This is a genomic window from Amycolatopsis nivea, from assembly GCF_004522235.1.
Classification (GTDB): Bacteria; Actinomycetota; Actinomycetes; order Mycobacteriales; family Pseudonocardiaceae; genus Amycolatopsis; species Amycolatopsis nivea.
Window position 1 is genome coordinate 146,719 of record NZ_SDLT01000018.1, and the last position, 17,699, is coordinate 164,417.

Annotated in this window: 11 protein-coding genes and 1 pseudogene; 3 read left to right on the forward strand and 9 right to left on the reverse strand. The window is 70.6% G+C overall.

What is annotated here, in order from left to right; all coding sequences use genetic code 11:
- Positions 1–36 precede the first annotated feature (36 nt).
- From EIZ44_RS22195 to EIZ44_RS22205, 3 genes are read right to left on the reverse strand one after another with little or no spacing between them, the layout of a single operon-like run.
- Entirely contained in the window at positions 37–4,506 is a 4,470-nt protein-coding gene (locus EIZ44_RS22195) for a coiled-coil domain-containing protein (protein ID WP_134730933.1), read from the reverse strand.
- Positions 4,507–4,518: 12 nt separating this feature from the next.
- Positions 4,519–5,322, reverse strand: a complete 804-nt coding sequence (locus tag EIZ44_RS22200; RefSeq protein WP_037814632.1) for a hypothetical protein — start codon at positions 5,320–5,322, stop codon at positions 4,519–4,521.
- The gene (locus EIZ44_RS22205) at positions 5,322–6,785 is read right to left on the reverse strand and encodes a hypothetical protein (RefSeq protein ID WP_134730972.1); all 1,464 of its coding nucleotides are present in this window, start codon (positions 6,783–6,785) and stop codon (positions 5,322–5,324) included. Before EIZ44_RS22205 ends, EIZ44_RS22200 begins: the two co-directional genes overlap by 1 nt.
- Positions 6,786–6,862: 77 nt before the next feature.
- Between EIZ44_RS22205 and EIZ44_RS22210 the strand changes: the two genes are divergently transcribed.
- Both EIZ44_RS22210 and EIZ44_RS22215 read left to right on the forward strand, forming a co-directional pair.
- The gene (locus EIZ44_RS22210) at positions 6,863–7,303 is read left to right on the forward strand and encodes a PPOX class F420-dependent oxidoreductase (RefSeq protein WP_037814629.1); all 441 of its coding nucleotides are present in this window, start codon (positions 6,863–6,865) and stop codon (positions 7,301–7,303) included.
- 208 nt (positions 7,304–7,511) lie between these two features.
- Positions 7,512–9,557: pseudogene (locus EIZ44_RS22215) on the forward strand (PQQ-dependent sugar dehydrogenase); the annotation flags it as partial.
- 51 nt (positions 9,558–9,608) lie between these two features.
- Here the strand turns inward: EIZ44_RS22215 and EIZ44_RS22220 are convergent.
- The 5 genes from EIZ44_RS22220 to uvrC all read right to left on the reverse strand — a co-directional run bounded on the left by EIZ44_RS22220 (position 9,609) and on the right by uvrC (position 16,261).
- Positions 9,609–10,583, reverse strand: a complete 975-nt coding sequence (locus tag EIZ44_RS22220) for an LLM class flavin-dependent oxidoreductase (RefSeq protein ID WP_134730936.1) — start codon at positions 10,581–10,583, stop codon at positions 9,609–9,611.
- A gap of 759 nt (positions 10,584–11,342) precedes the next feature.
- Positions 11,343–12,332, reverse strand: coding sequence for a DNA-binding protein WhiA (gene whiA, locus EIZ44_RS22225; protein ID WP_093574335.1), 990 nt, complete (start codon positions 12,330–12,332; stop codon positions 11,343–11,345).
- 36 nt (positions 12,333–12,368) lie between these two features.
- A complete protein-coding gene (locus EIZ44_RS22230; RefSeq protein ID WP_043827416.1) occupies positions 12,369–13,331 on the reverse strand; it encodes a gluconeogenesis factor YvcK family protein in 963 nt (320 codons plus the stop codon).
- 1 nt (position 13,332) lies between these two features.
- Positions 13,333–14,190: an RNase adapter RapZ gene (gene rapZ, locus EIZ44_RS22235; RefSeq protein ID WP_020658140.1), complete on the reverse strand. Its 858-nt coding sequence runs from the start codon at positions 14,188–14,190 to the stop codon at positions 13,333–13,335.
- Positions 14,191–14,242: 52 nt separating this feature from the next.
- Positions 14,243–16,261, reverse strand: coding sequence for an excinuclease ABC subunit UvrC (gene uvrC / locus EIZ44_RS22240; protein WP_078870526.1), 2,019 nt, complete (start codon positions 16,259–16,261; stop codon positions 14,243–14,245).
- 196 nt (positions 16,262–16,457) lie between these two features.
- Here uvrC and EIZ44_RS22245 point away from each other — a divergent pair, with 196 nt between their 5' ends.
- Complete coding sequence (locus EIZ44_RS22245; RefSeq protein WP_134730938.1) at positions 16,458–17,243, forward strand: exodeoxyribonuclease III; 786 nt, start codon at positions 16,458–16,460, stop codon at positions 17,241–17,243.
- A 6-nt stretch (positions 17,244–17,249) separates the two neighbouring features.
- On the opposite strand, the gene EIZ44_RS22250 is transcribed toward EIZ44_RS22245, so the two are convergent.
- Positions 17,250–17,696 carry a PH domain-containing protein gene (locus tag EIZ44_RS22250; RefSeq protein ID WP_037814999.1) on the reverse strand — a complete coding sequence of 149 codons (447 nt, stop codon included), beginning with the start codon at positions 17,694–17,696 and terminating at the stop codon, positions 17,250–17,252.
- Positions 17,697–17,699 lie beyond the last annotated feature (3 nt).

The following is a 17,699-nucleotide window of genomic DNA, read 5'->3' on the forward strand; positions in this document are numbered from 1 at the left end:
CGCGGTGTGCCGCCTGGGCAGACCGCGCGCCAGCCGTCAGGCCGGTTGTTCTTCTTCGGCGGACGAGTCCACCGCGGGAGCGGAAGACCCACGGCTGAACATCCGCGTCGCCGAAAGCCGGGCGACCCCGTCCGGGTCCCCGAGGTCGTCGAGGGAATTCCGGATCGTCGCGTCCACCGACAGGTACTTCCGCCCGGCCCGCAGGTCCGCGTCGTTGCGCAGCCGCACGATCAGCGGGAATTCCGCCAGCGCGCCCGCGTCGAACAAGCCCGTCGTGTAGATCAGTTGCACGCCCAGCGCCTCCGCGACGGCCCGCTGCAGTTCCAGCAGGTATCCGGCGGACGCACGGCCGATCGGGTTGTCCAGGAACAGCACGCCCGAATGCCGGTTCCGCGCCTTGCCCCGGTTGTTGGCGCGCAACGCGGCCAGCGTGCAGTACAGGATGATCGCCGCGGTCAGCTGCTGGCCGCCGGAGAACACGTCGCGGATTTCCGACACCCGCTGGCGTTCGGTGCGCAGCACGGAGTCCGGCTTGAGCATGTCGACCCGGTACCCCTTGGGCGCGGCGACGTGCACCCCGCGCAGCACCAGCGACAGCCCGTCGCGCTTCACGTCGCGGCCGTCGGCGGTCTTGCCCGCGGCCGCCTCGTCGACGACCTCGCCCAGTTTTTCCGCCAGCACATGGTCTTCCAGCTCGGTGAACCGGATCCGCAGGAACTCCTGGCCGGACCAGTCGCCGAGCCCGTCCGGCAGCCGCGACACCCGCTGCGCCGACCGCAGCGTACGCAACGCACCTTCGACCATGCCCTGCAGCCGCGTGATGATGCCGCCGCGGTGCCGGTCGATCTGCGCGAGGTCGTCGGTGAGGGTCCGCAGCCGAGGGCGCAGCGCCTCGCTCCATTCCGCCGCGTGCGCGGGAAGCTGGTCCCGCTTCACGGAAATCACCTGCTGCCGCACCGGCGTGCTGAGCTTTTCGAACCGCTTCTCGGTCGCGTACTGCGCCAGCTGGTCCGCCGCCGCGCGCACCCGCCGGTCGCCGGAATCGGCCGCCGACTGCGCGTCGTTCAGGACGGTGTTGAGCTGGTTGTACCGGGTCCGCGCGGACTCGACATCGCCGTCGTACGCGTCCGCGGGTTCCTCGGAACGCAAGTGCGCCAACGATTCCGACAACAATCCGAAGCCGGACGCCGAAGCCTTGCCCGCGTCCAGCGTCGCTTCCGCCGCCGCTCGGCGCTCTTGCAGCTCTTCCCATTTCCGGGCCGCCGCTGACACTTCCAGCGAAGCCGCGTCGATCAGCTCAAGTCCGTGCTCGATGTCGCGCGGCCGCTCAGCCGGAGAAGCGACGCCGGTTTGCAACGGCAGCACGTCCAGCTCCGCCCGCCGCGTCGACACCTGCCCGATCGCCTCGGTGCGTTCCTCCTCCAGCGCGTCGACGACCCGCCGTGCCCGCGCCAACGCCGCCGCCCGGGTGGAAGCGTCCGAGCCGTCCGGCGTCTCCAGCAACGCCCCCGCGCGCACCCGGACCTCTTCGTCCAGCGCTTCCAAGGCCGACGACGCCGCTGCCTCAGCGGATTCCGCCTGCTCCAACTCGGCCCGGAGATCGCTGCCGACCTCGACCTTCGCGTACGACTCGGAAGCCGACACGAAGGTGCGCCGCAACGCGTCCACCGGTTCCGAAGGCGCTTCGACGTCCTCCGGCAGCTCGGCCGCGCCAGGCACCTCAGCCAGCTCGGACCGTGCGGTGGTGACGGTGCGACGGTGTCCGTCAGCGGTCCGCTGCTCCTCCGCCGCCTGCTCGCGCAACCGCGCCGCTCGCGCCGATGCCTCAGCTGCCGACGTCTCCGCGCGTTCCGCGATTTCCGTTGCCCGCTCGACTTCTTCGGTCCACTCCGCGACACGCGCGGCCCGAGTGGACAGTTCGCCGAGCCGACGCGCCTTCTCCTCGGCTTCTGCCGCTGCGGTCCGCAACGCCGGGACTCGCTCCCGCAAGGCGGTGATTTTTTCGCTCAACCGGGCGAATTCCGCCTCCGCTTGCGCGAGCGCGGTCTGCGCGGTCTCCCGGGCGACGCGAGCGCTTTCAGCCTGCTCAGCAAGCGTCCCGATCGCCCCGGCCGGATAGTCCTCGCGCCAGGTGGTCAGCTTCCACGTCAACGCGCCATCAGCCGCCAGCGACTCCGACAGCTGCTCCAGCCGACGCTGCCGTTCGGCGTGCCGCTGCGCCACGGCTTCCCGCTCGGTGTCCGCGGCTTCCTCGTCGTACATCGCCGGGTTCGGCGGCACGAGGAACTCGACACCCGCGGCGGCCGGACCGTCCTTTTGGAACGCGTCCGTAGTCCCGACCGCGATCACCGCGCTCGGCAGCAGCCGCGAAGCCGCCAGCACTTCCCGCGCCCGCTTCGCCTGCGCCGCGTCGTTCAGCAGTACGCCGGCGACGAGCTGCGGCATCCGCTCCAGCACTTCGTCGCGCCGCACCGAGTCCAATTTGGACAGATAACGCCAGCCCGACCACGCGGTGATTCCCGCCTGCTCCAACGCATCCAGCGCGGCCTGGACGTCCTCCGGCGGCGGCAGCAGCCCGCCCGACCCGAGCGCGGCCAGCGCCCGTTCGTCGGCCGACTCCTCCATCCGCAGCGCGGTCTGCTCCTTCTCCACCGCCGCACTCGCGTCGCGCAAGCGCTGCAGCAGCACCGGAAGATCGCTCTCCAGCTTGACGTCGTCCGCGCCGAGCAGCTCCATCAACCGCGGTTCGGCGGCCAGCGCGTCGGTCCGCCGGTGCGCGCGTTCGAGGTCTTCGGCCGCCCGCACGAGACGGTCCTGAGTGGACCCGGCGAGCTGATGCGCCTCGTTCACCGAACGCTGCGCCGCTTGCAGATCCTCGCCGACGCGGTCGAGTTCCTGTTCCCGGCGAACGGATTCCGCCGCCGCGGCCTCGGCTTCCGCCCGCGCGGACCGCGCGGCTTCGGCGACATCCGCCCCGGAGGGCAACAGTCCACTTCGGACCGACTCGGAGATTTCCTCGCGCAGCTCAGCAATCCGCGACGACAGTCCACGCGCCTCAGCCCGGCGCCCGGCAGCCAGGTTCGCCGCCTCGTCCCGCTCGACCTGCGCCTTCTCCGCTTCGGCGCGCAACGCGTCCGCGTGTGCCTCGGCTTTGTCCGCCTGCCGTTGCGCGTCACGAGCCAGCGAAAGCAAACCGCGCCCCAACGCGACCGCCGCCGCATCCCGGGCGGCCAACGCCGGTTTCGCCTTCTCCTCACGGTTTCCGACCAGCTCACGCAGGTCTTTCGCCTTGCGCGCAGCGTTCAACCGGTTCAGCACGGTCGCGGTTTCGCGCCACGCTTCGGCCTGCGTCTTCGCCTCGGCCAGCTCGCCGTCGACGCGCTCGCGTTCGATCTGCGCTTCTTCCAGCCGCAGCACCGCGACCAGCCGCCGCAGCTCGGTGACGCCCGCGGTCAGCCGCCGATGGTCGCCCTCGGCGAGCTTTTCCGCACTGCGCACTTCCTCGACGTGTTCTTCCAGCCCCGACAGCCGCGCGTTCTCCAGCTCGTTGCGCGCGTGGATCCGCCCGGCCAGCTCGCCGAGATCCTCGCGCGCCGATTCGGCGATCCGCCGCGAAGCCGCGGCCACGCCTTCCTCCTCGGCCAGCGGACCGAGCAGTTCCAGCGCACCCTCGACGAATTCCTTCTCCGCCATCAGATCGCCGCGCTGCGCGAGGTTGTTCGCGTACGTCGACACGACCTCGGCGAGGTCCTTCGGCTCGTCCTCGGACAGCACCGCGCGCAGCAGGAACTCCACGAACGCCTCGTCGGTGGAGAACTGGAACGCGTCGGCCGCCTCGCCCTCGCCCGCGTTCATCGCGCGCTGGTAGCGGAACAGCTCGGTGTCGAGGCCGAGCTGGTCGAGCCGCCCGGTCCACTCGTGGTGCCGGCGCGTCCAGAACAGCTCCAGCTCCGGTTCGGCCATCGCCGCGCCCGCGATCCGGTCGTGGAACCCGGACATGGTCAGCAGGCGGCCGTCCTCGGTCAGCGGCAGCGAATCGAGCGCGACGTCGGCGGTCGGGCGGAAGCAGTACCAGGAGTCGACGAGGTTTTCCGAGTCCGCCGACGTCACGTGCCCGCGCCACTCCGACACCTTGCCGGTGATCACCCGCTGGCCGGTCTCGACGTGCAGCCACTCCAGCACCACGTGCGCGACGTCCTTGGCCGTCACGAACTTCTCCAGCACCTTCGTGCTCGTGGTGCCGACGACCTGGCGCCGCCCGGGCAGCATCACCGAGAAGATCAGCTTGATCAGCACGGACTTGCCGCCGCCGTTCTCCAGGAACAGCACGCTCGCCGGAGACGGGCGGCGCACCGGCCCGCCGGCGTGGATGCCCGCGGAGAACAACGCGTCCTGCTTCGGCGCGGTGATCGTGGCCCCGACGCCGCTGAAGTCCAGCACCACGTCCTGGTACCGGGCGCCCGCCGGGCCCACCGAATGCAGGCGGACCCGCGAAAGCTCGTACATTCCCGTCCCCTCTTACTGCAGCGTGTCCGAGGCCGTCGCGCGCAGCGTTCCCCCGGCCCCAGCGACCGCGACGACATCGAGCGCGAGCAGGTCGTCGAACGCGGCGTCCGCGGCCAGCTCCCGGACCTGGATCTGGTACCGCGGCGTCGTGCGGTACGTGCCGCCCTGCTCGTCGCTCACCTGCACCAGAAAGCCTTGATCGGCAAGGAATCGCAGCGCCCGCGACACCATGCCGCGCGTGGTGTCCGCCGCCATCCGGCCGTCCTTCGTCGCCGCTGCGGCCGGACGTCGAGCGTACGCGCGCCACGCCTGCTCCAGCTCCGGCGCGTCCGCGAGCGGGTCGTTGTTCGCCTCGGCCAGCTGCGCGCGCTCGTCTAGCACCCGCGCGGCTTCGCGGACCATCGCGTCGACCTGCTCGACGCTCACCCGGCCGATGTAGGTGTCGTTGGCCAGGTCGTCCGGCCGCGGGTAGCCGAGCGCGGCCGTCGCGAGGTGGATCAGGCCGTGCAGCACCTTTTCCGTCTCGCGCCGCTCGCGGATCTTGGCCTGCCGCGCGTAGCTGTCCATCTTGATCTCGAAGACGGACTCGTCGGTGGCCGCGAGCACGCATCCGGCCTGCTGCGTCACCTCCAGCACCATCAGCCCGAGCCCGGACGCGACCGCGTGGGTGAGCGCTTTGAACGCGTTGTCCTCGCCGTAGCGGCGCACCAGCTCGCCGTACACGACGTCGCGGGCGGGCAGCTGCTTCGGGCGCATCCCGAACGCGACGAGGCGCGCGGCGGCCTCGGCGTCGACGCTCGTGTGCGTCACCGGCATCAGGCGACCTCCTCGGTCTCGTCGTCAGCTCGTTCGACCTCCGCGGTGGTCAGCAGCAGATCGGCCCCGCCGAACTCCGGGTCGTCGAGCAGGGTGCCGTCGTCGACGGCGAGCAGCACCTGGCGTTCCCCCTGCCGGCGCGCCGCGCCGACCTCGGGACTGTAGGCGTGCAGCGCACGCAGCGCGATCAGGGACGCCAGGTTCGGCTGCCCGGAGCGGCGCGCGTCCTCCAGCAGCCCGGACAGCCGCCGCGGCACGTCGGGCAGGTCGAGCAGTTCGTCGGCGAGCCGCCACACGTCGTCGCCGAACCGGTCGGTCACCTCGGCGGGCACCAGCTCCGGCTCCGGCACCTCGCCGACCAGCTGGTCGCGCTCCGGGGCGGGCCGCAGCAGCAGCGACACCAGCGAAGACAGCGACGGCACGACCGGCGTCGTGATCCCGGCGACGGCATGGAAGAAGTGCTCGGCGGGCGCGGTGGCGTCGGCGAGCGGCAGCCCGAGTGTCGGCATCAGGAGCTGGCCGAACAGGTCGATGGTGGCCCGCTGCGGCGGGCCGGAGAACTGCTGGCGGTCCTGTTCTGCGCGGAAGACCGCGCCCGCGTCGGCGAGCCGCGACTGGAGGCGGGTGTGCCGCCGGATGCAGTCGGCGACGATGTCGACCAGCTCGGCCGCTCGGCGCTTGTGGTCGGCGTCCTCGGACTCGTCGCGCGCGGTGGTGATGTTCTTCAGGATCGCGTTCTCCGCGCGGAACCGGGACTCGATGTGCCCGAGCGCCGATTCGATCAGCTCTGGCACCTCGCTCTCCCAGTCGACCGCGCGCACGTCGCGGCGGGTCGCGTCGAGCTTCGCGCGCAGCGTCTCGCCATACTGCACGGTGCGGTAGCGCGCCTGCTCCGCGGCGAGCTTCGCGTCGGCGAGGCGGCCGCGGTTGATCAGGTTCTCCAGCTTCACCTCGGCCGCGATCTGCGCCGATTCGACGTCCGTGTCCAGCGCGCCGACCAGCACGTTGATCGCCTCGTCGGTGGCGCGCAGGTACACCTCGCCGTCGGGGGCGGCCAGCTCGACCAGCAGCTTGAAGTCGAACTGGCGGCGCTGGTAGCCGCCGGGACCGAGCGAGCCGTACACGCGCCGGAAGCCGCGGTCGGTGGTGCCGACGTTGATCAGGTTGTCCAGCACCCACTTCGCCACGCGCACGTGCTCGTCCGGCATCCGCGAGGGCGCCTGCAGCGAGATGAACGGCAGCAGCCGGTCGATGACCTGGTCGTGACCCGCGCCGGTGTCGAAGTCCATCGCGATGGTGACCTGGTCGATCGTGTGCAGCGCGATCTCGGCCATCTGGTACACCGTGGCGTCGGCCCAGTCGAGCTTCGCCTTGCGCGCGTCGAGGTCGTGCAACGGCGCGGTGCAGGCGAGCGCCTTCAGCCGACGGGTCAGCCCCTCGTCGGCGAGCCCAGCGGCGCCCATCTCGTCGTATCGCACAGCAGGTCAGGCTAGTCGGCCCGGCCGGGAGCCCGCACACGCGGACGGCTAGCGTGGCGGGCATGCGGGAGATGACCAGGGCGGAGTGGTGGAAGTTCGCGAGCGAGGGCACGCGGACCGGGATGCTGGGGATCGTGCGGGCCAACGGGGCCCCGGTCGTCACGCCGGTGTGGTTCCTGCTGAACGAGGGACCGAACGGCGACGAGTTGATCTTCACCACCGGGACGGACACGCTCAAGGGCAAGGCCCTGCGCCGCGACGCGCGGCTCTCGCTCGCGGTGGACGACCAGCGGCCGCCGTTCTCGTACGTCCAGTTCACCGCCGAGGCGGAACTGCACCACGACTACGACGAAATGCTGGAGTGGGCCACCCGGCTCGGCGCGCGGTACATGGGCGAGGAGAACGGCCCGGCCTACGGCAAGCGCAACGCCGTCCCCGAAGAATCCCTCGTCCGGGCGAGGATCACGAAGGTGATCGCGCGGGCGGACATCGCCGGCTTCTGACCTACCCGTTCTTTCTGCATGCGCTCCGCGGCCACGGCTGCGGAGCGTAATGCCGCGATCGCACTATTGACACCGCACCTGCCGAGGGTGTGTGATCTGTCCCGATAAATAGGAAACTTTCCTAACGAAGACCGTGCAGTTCCCCGCCGCCGCCCCGATCCCCCTCAAGCAGGAGGCCCCCGTGGCACGACGCTCGACGTTGAGCGCGCTGTTCGCCGGTACCGCGGCGACCGCGCTCGGCTGCGCACTGCTGACCCCCGTGACCGCCACCGCGGCGACCGGGGATTACGAGTCCGAGGACGCGACGCTCTCCCAGGCCAAGATCGCCACGAACCACCCCGGCTATTCCGGCAAGGGATTCGTGGATTTCGAAAACGTCGTCGGCAGCTACGCCGACTACTCGGTCAACGCGGCACAGGCCGGCACGCACACGCTGACTTTCCGCTATGCCAACGGAACCGCCGACGACCGGCCGATGAAGCTCGTGGTCGACGGCGGTGACAAGGGCACGGTTTCCTTCCCCGGCACGGGTTCCTGGACGACGTGGAAGACCGTCACCGCGACCGTCCAGCTCACCGCGGGCGTCAACCACGTCCGCACCGTTTCGGCGTCCGCGAACGGCGGGCCCAACACCGACAAGATCACCGACAGCTTCAGCGCCCCGGTCGACACCGAGCCGCCGACGCCGCCGAAGAACTTCCAGGCGTCGAACATCCGGCCCACCGCGGCCGATTTCCGCTGGGACGCGGCGACGGACAACGTCGGCGTCACGCGGTACGAGATCAACCGCGGCGGCAACACGCTGAAGGTCGTGGACGGCAAGACCACCTCGGCGACCGTCGACCAGCTGACGCCGAACACGTCGTACGACATCTCGGTGATCGCCTACGACGCGGCGGGCAACCCGTCCCAGCCGAGCAACGTCGTCGGCGTGAAAACCCCGCCCAGCGACGACAAAACCCCGCCGAGCGTGCCCGGTTCGCTCAAGGTCACCGGCAGTACTTCGGACAGCATTTCGTTGTCCTGGAAGGCTTCCACCGACGACAGCGGCTCGATCGCGGGCTACGACGTGTACCAGGGCGGCACTGTCGTCTCGTCCACGTCGCAGACTTCGGCGACGGTCACCGACCTCAAGCCGAACACGTCCTACACGTTCACGGTGAAAGCCCGTGACCCCAACGGAAACGCCTCCGCGGCGAGCAACGCGGTCACCGCGAAGACGACCAGCAGCAGCGGTGCGGGCGGCGGAATCCCGTCGTACGACAAGGACATCGCGAAGGTCGACCTCGGCTGGGCGGTCGGTTTCCTGCCGAACGGCAACGCCTTGGTGACCGAACGGGACCGGTTCGAACTGCTGCAGATCACCCCGGACGGCAAGAAGACGATGCTCGGCAAGATCCCCGGCGTGGTCACCACGAACGGCGAGGGCGGCCTGCTCGGGCTGGCGATTTCGCCGCAGTGGAACACCGACCACGCGGTGTACCTGTACCACACGTCGTCCAGCGACAACCGGATCGTGAAGGTCACCTACGACGGCACCACGCTGTCGAAGACCACCACGCCGGTGCTGACCGGGATGTCGAAGAACCAGTACCACAACGGCGGCCGGATCGCGTTCGGCCCGGACGGCAAGCTGTACGCCACCGTCGGCGACGCGAAGGTCAAGGCCAACGCGCAGAACAAGAGCTCGCTCAACGGCAAGATCCTCCGGCTCAACCCGGACGGTTCCGCGCCGAGCGACAACCCGTTCTACGCCACCGGCGGCAACGCGCGGTACGTCTGGAGCTACGGGCACCGCAACCCGCAGGGCCTCGCCTGGGATTCGCAGGGGCGGCTGTGGTCGTCGGAGTTCGGCGAGAGCAGCCAGGACGAGCTGAACCTGATCCAGAAGGGCGGCAACTACGGCTGGTCGGCGTGCGAGGGCACGATCGGCGACTGCAAGGGGACGATCGCGCCGAAGAAGACGTGGCCGACCTCGCAGGCCGGGCCGTCGGGCATCGAGATCGTGAACGACTGGATCTACATCGCGGCGGTGACCGGCAAGCAGTTGTTCGCGACGCAGATCAAGGGCGACAGCGTCGGCACCGTGTCGGCGGTGTTCTCCGGCCGCTGGGGCCGGCTGCGCTCGGTGACCAAGACGCCGGACGGGCGCCTCTGGGTGACCTCGACGAACAACGACAAGCTCGGCGGCACGCCGGACACCATCGACAACGTGGTGGTGCAGCTGAAGTTCCCCGGCGCGGCGTTCGCCGGATAAAGCCGCGGCAGGGGTGACCGGAGCGGCGCCGGTCACCCCTGCCGCACCTTATTCTTTCACCAGTTCGTAGCAGCGGATCCGCGCCTTCGCGTCGAAGACGGGGACCGTGACCATGATTTCGTCCGCGCCGGTCTGCTTCGCCAGCTCCGCGAGCCGCGCCTGGACCTGCTCCCGCTCGCCGTACGCCTGAGCCGCGCGGAAGTGTTCGAGCTGCGGAACCATCTCCGGCGCGAACTCGTACCCGGCGGCCTCGTCCGGCGTGAGCATCGGCTGGTCTCCCCCGCCACCGGTGAGCAGATGGGACTTGAGGACGTTCATCGGCCCGGAGAGGTATTCGGCTTCGGCCTCGGTGTCCGCGCAGATCGTCTCGACGCACAACAGCACGTACGGCTCGGAGCGCCACTTCGACGGCCGGAACTTCTCCCGGTACCGCTCCAGCGAGGGCGCCGTGTTGTCCGGCCGGATGTGATGCGCGAACGCGATCGGCAACCCGCGCTCAGCCGCCACCTCCGCGCCCGCCGGACTGGAACTGAGCAGCCACGGCTCCGGCACGGTCACCCCGCCGGGGAGGACCTTGTCGCTGCCGAGGTGCTTCAGGAGCTCGTCGACGTCAGCGTGATAGTCGGCTTCCCCGGCCGGCTCGGCTCCGCGGCGCAGCGCGCGGATGATGTCCGGATCGAGCGCCCCCGGCCCTCGTCCCACCCCGAGATCGACCCGGCCGCCGTTGAGCGCGGACAGGGTGCCGAACTGCTCCGCCAACGCGAACGGGGCGTGATTGGGCGCGAGAACGCCGCCGGACCCGACCCGGACCCGGGACGTCACCGCGCCCGCGTGCGCCGCGAGCACCTGCGGGGAGGCACTGGCGATGGCCGGGGAACCGTGGTGCTCGGCAAACCAGAGCCTGCGGTAGCCGAGCTCGTCGACCCGGCGCGCGACGGCGGAGAGCGGTTCGAGCGCCGCGGTGGCCGACTGCCCGGCCTCGACCAGCGCGAGTTCAAGTGCGGAGAGCGGCAGATCGATCATGCCCCCTACGGTAGCGAAGACGGTGGTGTGGCGGGGGTGATTTGTCCACTGTGGACGAAGTCTTGACGGCCGGGGCGGGTCTCTCGGTGCGGCGGGACGGGTAGGCGCCGAGTAAAGCGCAGGGTGGGGTGGGGCGTGGTACGGAAGGCGTAGCGGGAGGTTCGCGGTGCAGGGGATGATGCTGGGCTCGGCCCGCGCGGCGAGGTTTTCGGCATGCGCACTCTCGTGAGCGTTTTTGCCGGTTAGAACCGGCCTGAACACTCACGAGACTCCCGCCAACGATCGGGCAGGCCTCCGGCGACCGCGGCTGGTCTTCCGACGCGGCTTCTTGTCGCGCGGATCTTGGCGGGCCGATCCTCGCCAGCAAGCCGCCTCGGCTGGTGGCTCCGCAACTGGGCTGCTCCGCCCTCGCAAGCCACCGCGGACGGATCAGGCTGGCCGCCAGACCACGCGACCGGGCGAAGCGGGTGCCCGCCTGAGAAAGCCGCAAACCGGGCCGGACAAGCCACTGCGAAGGGATGAAGCAGACCTCGCCCTTCCCGGGCCAGCGACCGGGCGAAGCGTGCTTCCGCCCGAGAAGCCGCAAACCGGGGCCGGGCACGCCACGGCAAAGGGATGAAGCAGGCCCCTCCCTTACCCCAGCGACGCGCGAAGCGGGCTCCCCGCTGAGAAGCCGCAAACCGGGCCACGCAGGCCGCTCCCCCAAGCCACCGCGGCGGGGCTAGGCCGTCCCGAACCAGAACCCCGCCGTCAAGCGTGTCAGGCTTCTTCTTCCAGCATTTCCGGAGTCACCGCCGATTCGGTGTCCGGGATGCTCAGCTCCTTCGCCCGTTTGTCCGCCATCGCGAGCAGCCGGCGGATCCGTCCGGCCACGGCGTCTTTCGTCATCTGCGGGTCGGAGAGCTGGCCCAGTTCCTCGAGCGACGCCTGGCGGTTCGACAAGCGCAGCCGTCCGGCGGCGAGCAGGTGGTCGGGGGCGGTGTCGCCGAGGATCTCCAAGGCGCGTTCCACTCGGGCGGCCGCGGCGACGGCGGCGCGGGCCGAGCGGCGCAGGTTCGCGTCGTCGAAGTTCGCGAGGCGGTTGGCGGTCGCTCGCACTTCCCGGCGCATCCGGCGTTCTTCCCACTGCAGCACGCTCGTGTGCGCGCCCAGACGGGTCAGCAGGGCGCCGATGGCGTCGCCGTCTCGGACCACGACGCGGTCCGCGCCCCGCACTTCACGGGACTTCGCTTGGATGCCCATCCGCCGCGCCGCGCCGACCAGGGCCAAGGCCGCTTCCGGGCCGGGGCAGGTCACTTCCAGGGAAGACGAGCGGCCCGGTTCAGTCAGCGAACCGTGGGCCAGGAAGGCACCGCGCCAGGCTGCTTCGGCGTCGGCCACTCCGCCGGACACCACGGCGGCGGGCAGGCCTCGCACGGGGCGGCCGCGCTGGTCAATCAAACCCGTCTGGCGCGCCAGGCCCTCGCCGTCCTTCACCACGCGCACGACGTAGCGCGTCCCCTTGCGCAGGCCGCCGCTCGCGGTGATCACGTGCACGTCCGAATGATGCCCGTACAGCTCGTGGATCTCCTTGCGCAGCCGCCGCGCGACCGAACCCGTGTCCAGCTCCGCTTCGACCACCACCCGGCCGGCCACGATGTGCAGCCCGCCCGCGAAGCGAAGCAGCGACGCGACCTCCGCCCGGCGCGGCCCGATCTTCGTGATCTCGAGCCGGCTCAGTTCGTCTTTCACCGCGGCGGTCATCGCCATGTACTGCCCCTCCTGCCTTTCGCTGCGCGCCCGCCGTCACCCACAGTGCTCCCCGCCGAGGCCGAGTGCCTCTCGCATGCACTGGGCGAGCGCACCAGGATCATGCCGTCCCGCCACGACCGGGTCGGCCACCGCCCCCAGGCAGGCCCTCGCCCCGAGGCGTTCGGCCGCCCGGCGCAGGCTTGCCGGGTCAGGGACGGAATCACGGTCCGCGACGACGGCGTCGACCCGCAGCGCGGGCGCGTGCTCGAAGAGTACGTCCAGATGCCGCTCCGGGGAGAATCCGCCGGTTTCCCCCGGTTGGGGGACCAAGTTCAGCACGACGACCTTCGTCGCCGTCGTGCGCACGAGCGCGTCGTGCAGATCCGGGACCAGAAGATGCGGCAGCACGCTGGTGAACCACGAGCCGGGGCCGAGGAACACGACGTCCGCCTCCAGCACCGCCTCGATCGCCTCCGGGCAGCCGCGCGGCGGACGCTCCTGGCGGCCGGCCGGGTGCAGCGTGATGCGGTGCACCTGGCCGGGCGTGCTCGCGACCGCGACCTGGCCGCGGATGCGCCGGATCGCGTCCGGGTCCTCGCTGTCCAGGCCGCTGACCTCCCCCTCGATCTCCAGCGGCTCCGGCGACATCGGCAGCACCCGGCCGGAGATGCCCATCAGCCTGCTCGCCTCGTCGAGCGCGGCCACCGGGTCGCCGAGCACCTCGAACAGCCCGGCGAGCAGCAGGTTGCCGACCGCGTGCCCGGCGAGCGCGCCGTCGCCGCCGAAGCGGTGCTGGAACACCTCCGCCCACAGCCGCCCGCCGTCCTCCGCGGCGAAGGCGGCGAACGCCTGGCGCAGGTCGCCCGGCGGCAGCAGCCCCAGTTCGCGCCGCAGCCTGCCGGACGACCCGCCGTCGTCGGCCACCGTGACCACCGCCGTGACGGCGCGGGTGATCCGCCGGAGCGCGGTCAGCGTCGCGTGCAGCCCGTGTCCTCCGCCCAGCGCCACCGCGCGCACGTCACTCCCGGCCAAGATCCCGGTGCACCACCTTTACTGCCATGCCGTCCTCATTGGACAGTCGCTGGGCGAGTTCCTCGGAGATCGCGACGCTGCGGTGCTTGCCGCCGGTGCAGCCGACCGCGAGCGTCAGGTACCGCTTGCCCTCGCGCTTGTAGCCCGCGCCGATGAGCCGCAGCAGCTGGTGGTAGCGGTCGAGGAATTCCTCGGCGCCTTCCTGCGACAGCACGTAGTTGCGCACCTCGCCGTCGAGGCCGGTGTGCTCGCGCAGCTCCGGGATCCAGAACGGGTTCGGCAGGAACCGCACGTCCATCACCAGGTCGGCGTCCATCGGCAAACCGTACTTGTAGCCGAAGGACAGCACGGTGACGCGGGTCTGCGTGCTGGCCTCGGAACCGAACGCGTCCTCTATTTTCGCGCGCAGGTCGTGCACCGACAGCGCGGACGTGTCGAGCACCAGGTCGGCTTCCTCGCGCAGCGGCGAAAGCAGCTTGCGCTCGGCGGTGATGCCGTCGGCGAGCCTGCCGTCGCCCTGCATCGGGTGGCCGCGGCGGACCGACTCGAAGCGGCGCACCAGCACCGCGTCGGTGGCCTCCAGGAACAGCACGCGCGGCTTGTACCCGCGCGCGTCGAGGTCCTTGATGACCGAGGCGAGGTCGTCGGTGAACGCGCGCGAGCGCACGTCCATCACCACCGCCACCTTCGTGATCGCCCCCCGCGCCTGCGCGCCGAGCTCGACCATGGTGGCGATCAGCTCCGGCGGCAGGTTGTCGACCACGAACCAGCCGAGGTCCTCCAGGCACTTGGCCGCCGTGGAGCGGCCCGCGCCGGACAGGCCGCTGACGACCGCGACCTCCATCCCGCTGCCCCGCTTTTCCTCTTCCGCACTCACGTCTGTGCTTCCTTCCCGATCACGACCCCTGGTCCCCTCCCGGTACTGCCCGCGGTGCGGCGCCGGTCTCCCCGGCCAGTGCCGCCACCACGGCCTCGGCAGTGCGCCTGCCGAAGCCGGGCACCGCTTCGATTTCCTCGACCCGGGCCTGTTTGAGCTTCTTCACCGAGCCGAAGTGCTTGATCAGCGCGGTGCGCCGAGCCTGCCCGAGTCCGGGCACACTGTCCAATTCGGACGTCTGCATGCGCTTGGCGCGCTTTTCGCGGTGGTAGCGAATGGCGAACCGGTGCGCCTCGTCGCGAAGCCGCTGCAGCAGATACAGCGCGTCCGACGTGCGCGGCAGGATCATCGGATCCGGTTCGCCGGGCAGCCACACCTCTTCGAGCCGCTTCGCGAGCCCGACGACGGCGATGTCGGTGATGCCCAGTTCGGCGAGCACGTCCGCGGCCGCGGTGGCCTGCGGGCCCGCGCCGTCGACGACCAGCAGGTTCGGCGGGTAGGCGAACTTGCGCGGGCGGCCGGTCTCCGGGTCGATCCCGGCGCGCACCGGCCGGACCGCCTCGTCCGCGGTCTCCGACGCGGTTTCCGTTGCCTCCTCGGCGTTTTCGGCCGTTTCCTTGAGGTACCGGTAGAACCGCCGCCGCACGACCTCGGCGATGGACGCGACGTCGCCCTCCGTCGCCGCTTCGCGCAGCGCGAACTTGCGGTACTCGGACTTGCGCGGCAGCCCGTCCTCGAACACCACCAGCGACGCGACGACGTCGCTGCCCTGGATGTGGCTGATGTCGATGCATTCGATGCGCAGCGGCGCGCTGTCGAGCGCCAGGTAGTCCTGGAGCTCCTGCAGCGCCGCGGACCGTGCGGTGAGATCGCCCGCGCGGCGCAGTTTGTGCTGGGTGAACGCTTCCTTGGCGTTGCGCTCCACCGTTTCCGCGAGCGCCTTCTTGTCTCCGCGCTGCGCGACCCGCAGCCGTACCCGCGACCCGCGCAGGCCGGACAGCCACTCCGCGACCGCGTCGGCGTCCGCCGGCAGCTCCGGCACCAGCACCTCGCGCGGGACGACCGGACCGGTCTCGACGTCGTCGCGGCCCGCGCGGTCGGATTCCTCACCGTAGAACTGGGTGAGGAAGTGGTCGACCAGCGCCTGGACGTCCATTTCCTCGGCCTTGTCGATCACCCAGCCGCGCTGCCCGCGCACGCGCCCGCCGCGCACGTGGAACACCTGGACGGCGGCTTCCAGCTCGTCGTGCGCGAACGCGACGACATCGGCGTCCGTGCCGTCGCCGAAGACCACGGCTTGTTTCTCCATCGCGCGCCGCAACGCGCCCAGATCGTCCCGCAGCCGCGCGGCGCGCTCGAACTCCAGCTCCTCGGAAGCGGCGGCCATCTCGCGTTCGAGCCGCTTCACCATCGCGTCCGTGCGGCCGGCGAGGAAGTCGCAGAAGTCCTCGACGATCGCCCGGTGCTCGTCCGCCGACACCCGGCCGACGCACGGAGCCGAGCACTTGTCGATGTAGCCGAGCAGGCACGGCCGCCCGATCTGCCCGTGGCGGCGGAAGACGCCGGCGGAACAGGTGCGGGCGGGGAAAACGCGCAGGAGAAGGTCGAGCGTCTCGCGGATCGCCCACGCGTGCGAGTACGGCCCGAAGTAGCGGACGCCCTTCTTGCGCGCGCCTCGGTAGACGTGCAGCCGGGGGAACTCCTCGTTCAGCGTGACCGCGAGGACCGGGTAGCTCTTGTCGTCGCGGTAGCGGACGTTGAACCGCGGGTCGAACTCCTTGATCCAGTTGTACTCCAGCTGGAGCGCCTCGACCTCGGTGCCGACGACGGTCCACTCGACGCTCGCCGCGGTGGTGACCATCTGCCGCGTGCGCGGATGAAGGCCGGACAGGTCGGCGAAGTACGAGTTGAGCCTGCTGCGGAGGCTCTTCGCTTTGCCGACGTAGATGACCCGCTTGGCGTCGTCGCGGAACTTGTAGACGCCAGGCGAGTCCGGGATGCTCCCCGGCTGAGGTCGGTAGGTGGTCGGATCAGCCACGTGCCCCACTGTATGGCGAGGGTCCGACAGTTTCCGTGAGACCCCTTGCTGCGGGCAGGGGTGCCGGGCCGCGACGTTCGCGGGCGACAGTGTGCTCGCGTCCCCTGGCGGTCGTGCGGCGGAAGGCGTCCCGAGGCACGGAACTGGCCTGCCGTAGCCTAGCCTCGCCGACCCGCCGAACGATCAGGGAGCAGCCATGACCGTCCGCGTCGCCACCTGGAACGTGAACTCCATCGTTCCCCGGCTGCCGCGCGTGCTCGACTGGCTCGACAGCACCGCTCCGGACGTTCTGTGCCTTCAGGAGCTCAAGAACACCACCGAAGCCTTCCCCGCCGACGAGATCACCGCGCGCGGGTACGAGGTCGCCGTGTACGGGCTGGGGCGGTGGAACGGCGTCGCGATCCTCTCGAAGATCGGGCTCGACGACGTGGTGCGCGGGCTGCCGGGCGAACCGGGCTTCGACGGGAAGGCCGAGGCGCGCGCGATCGGTGCGACGTGCGGCGGGATCCGTGTCTGGTCGGTGTACGTGCCGAACGGGCGCGAGCCGGAAAACCCGCACTACGCCTACAAACTCGAGTGGTTCGAGAAGCTCGGCGACCTCGTCGGCGAAGAACTGAACCACGCGCGCCCGTTCGCGGTGCTCGGCGATTTCAACGTCGCGCCGACCGACGAGGACGTCTGGGACATCTCGCTGTTCGCCGAATCCACGCACGTCACCGAACCCGAACGGGCCGCGCTCAAGAAGCTCCGCGACGCCGGGTTGTCCGACGTGTTCCCGCGGCCGCTGAAGTACGACCACCCGTTCACGTACTGGGACTACCGCGGCGGGAACTTCCCCAACAACAAGGGAATGCGCATCGACCTCGTCTACGGGAACGAGGTTTTCGCCAAGGCGGTCACCGATTCCTACGTGGATCGCGAAGCCCGCAAGGGCAAGCAACCGTCCGACCACGCGCCGATCGTCGTGGATCTGGACCTGTAGGAGACCTCAGGCCTCGGTGGCGGCGCGGTGCAACCGGCGCAGCGCGCGCACCGCCGTCACCGCGCGTTCGCGGTCCACTGCCTGCACGGCCATCACCGAGAAGTACTCGTCGTCCGGCAGTTCCAGCCGGGCCCACGAAGCCCCGTCCGGGAAGCTGATCGACAGCACCTGATCCCAGGTGAAAACCCGCCGCGCCAGCACGTTGCGGACCTCGATGCCGGTGGCGTCCGCGCGGACGCGGGCGTTGCCGAACAGCATCGTGCCCGCCGACAGCGCGACGCCGATGCCGATCATCGCGATCTGGTCCGACGCCTCGAACACGACGCCGGTGTGCGAACTGCGCAGCAGGACCGCCACCACCACGAACGCCGCGAGCAGCGCCACCGCGAGCACGCTGCACATGATCAGCGCCCGGCGCGGCCGGATCACCAGGGCGGTCTGCTGCTCGGTCATCAC

What these genes read in the sequence shown, in the direction of transcription:
- EIZ44_RS22195 (WP_134730933.1), bottom strand. Translation starts at nt 4,506, where the DNA reads ATGTACGAGCTTTCGCGGGTCCGCCTGCATTCGGTGGGCCCGGCGGGC.
- EIZ44_RS22200 (WP_037814632.1), bottom strand. Translation starts at nt 5,322, where the DNA reads ATGCCGGTGACGCACACGAGCGTCGACGCCGAGGCCGCCGCGCGCCTC.
- EIZ44_RS22205 (WP_134730972.1), bottom strand. Translation starts at nt 6,785, where the DNA reads ATGGGCGCCGCTGGGCTCGCCGACGAGGGGCTGACCCGTCGGCTGAAG.
- EIZ44_RS22210 (WP_037814629.1), top strand. Translation starts at nt 6,863, where the DNA reads ATGCGGGAGATGACCAGGGCGGAGTGGTGGAAGTTCGCGAGCGAGGGC.
- EIZ44_RS22220 (WP_134730936.1), bottom strand. Translation starts at nt 10,583, where the DNA reads ATGATCGATCTGCCGCTCTCCGCACTTGAACTCGCGCTGGTCGAGGCC.
- whiA (WP_093574335.1), bottom strand. Translation starts at nt 12,332, where the DNA reads ATGGCGATGACCGCCGCGGTGAAAGACGAACTGAGCCGGCTCGAGATC.
- rapZ (WP_020658140.1), bottom strand. Translation starts at nt 14,190, where the DNA reads ATGGAGGTCGCGGTCGTCAGCGGCCTGTCCGGCGCGGGCCGCTCCACG.
- EIZ44_RS22245 (WP_134730938.1), top strand. Translation starts at nt 16,458, where the DNA reads ATGACCGTCCGCGTCGCCACCTGGAACGTGAACTCCATCGTTCCCCGG.
- EIZ44_RS22250 (WP_037814999.1), bottom strand. Translation starts at nt 17,696, where the DNA reads ATGACCGAGCAGCAGACCGCCCTGGTGATCCGGCCGCGCCGGGCGCTG.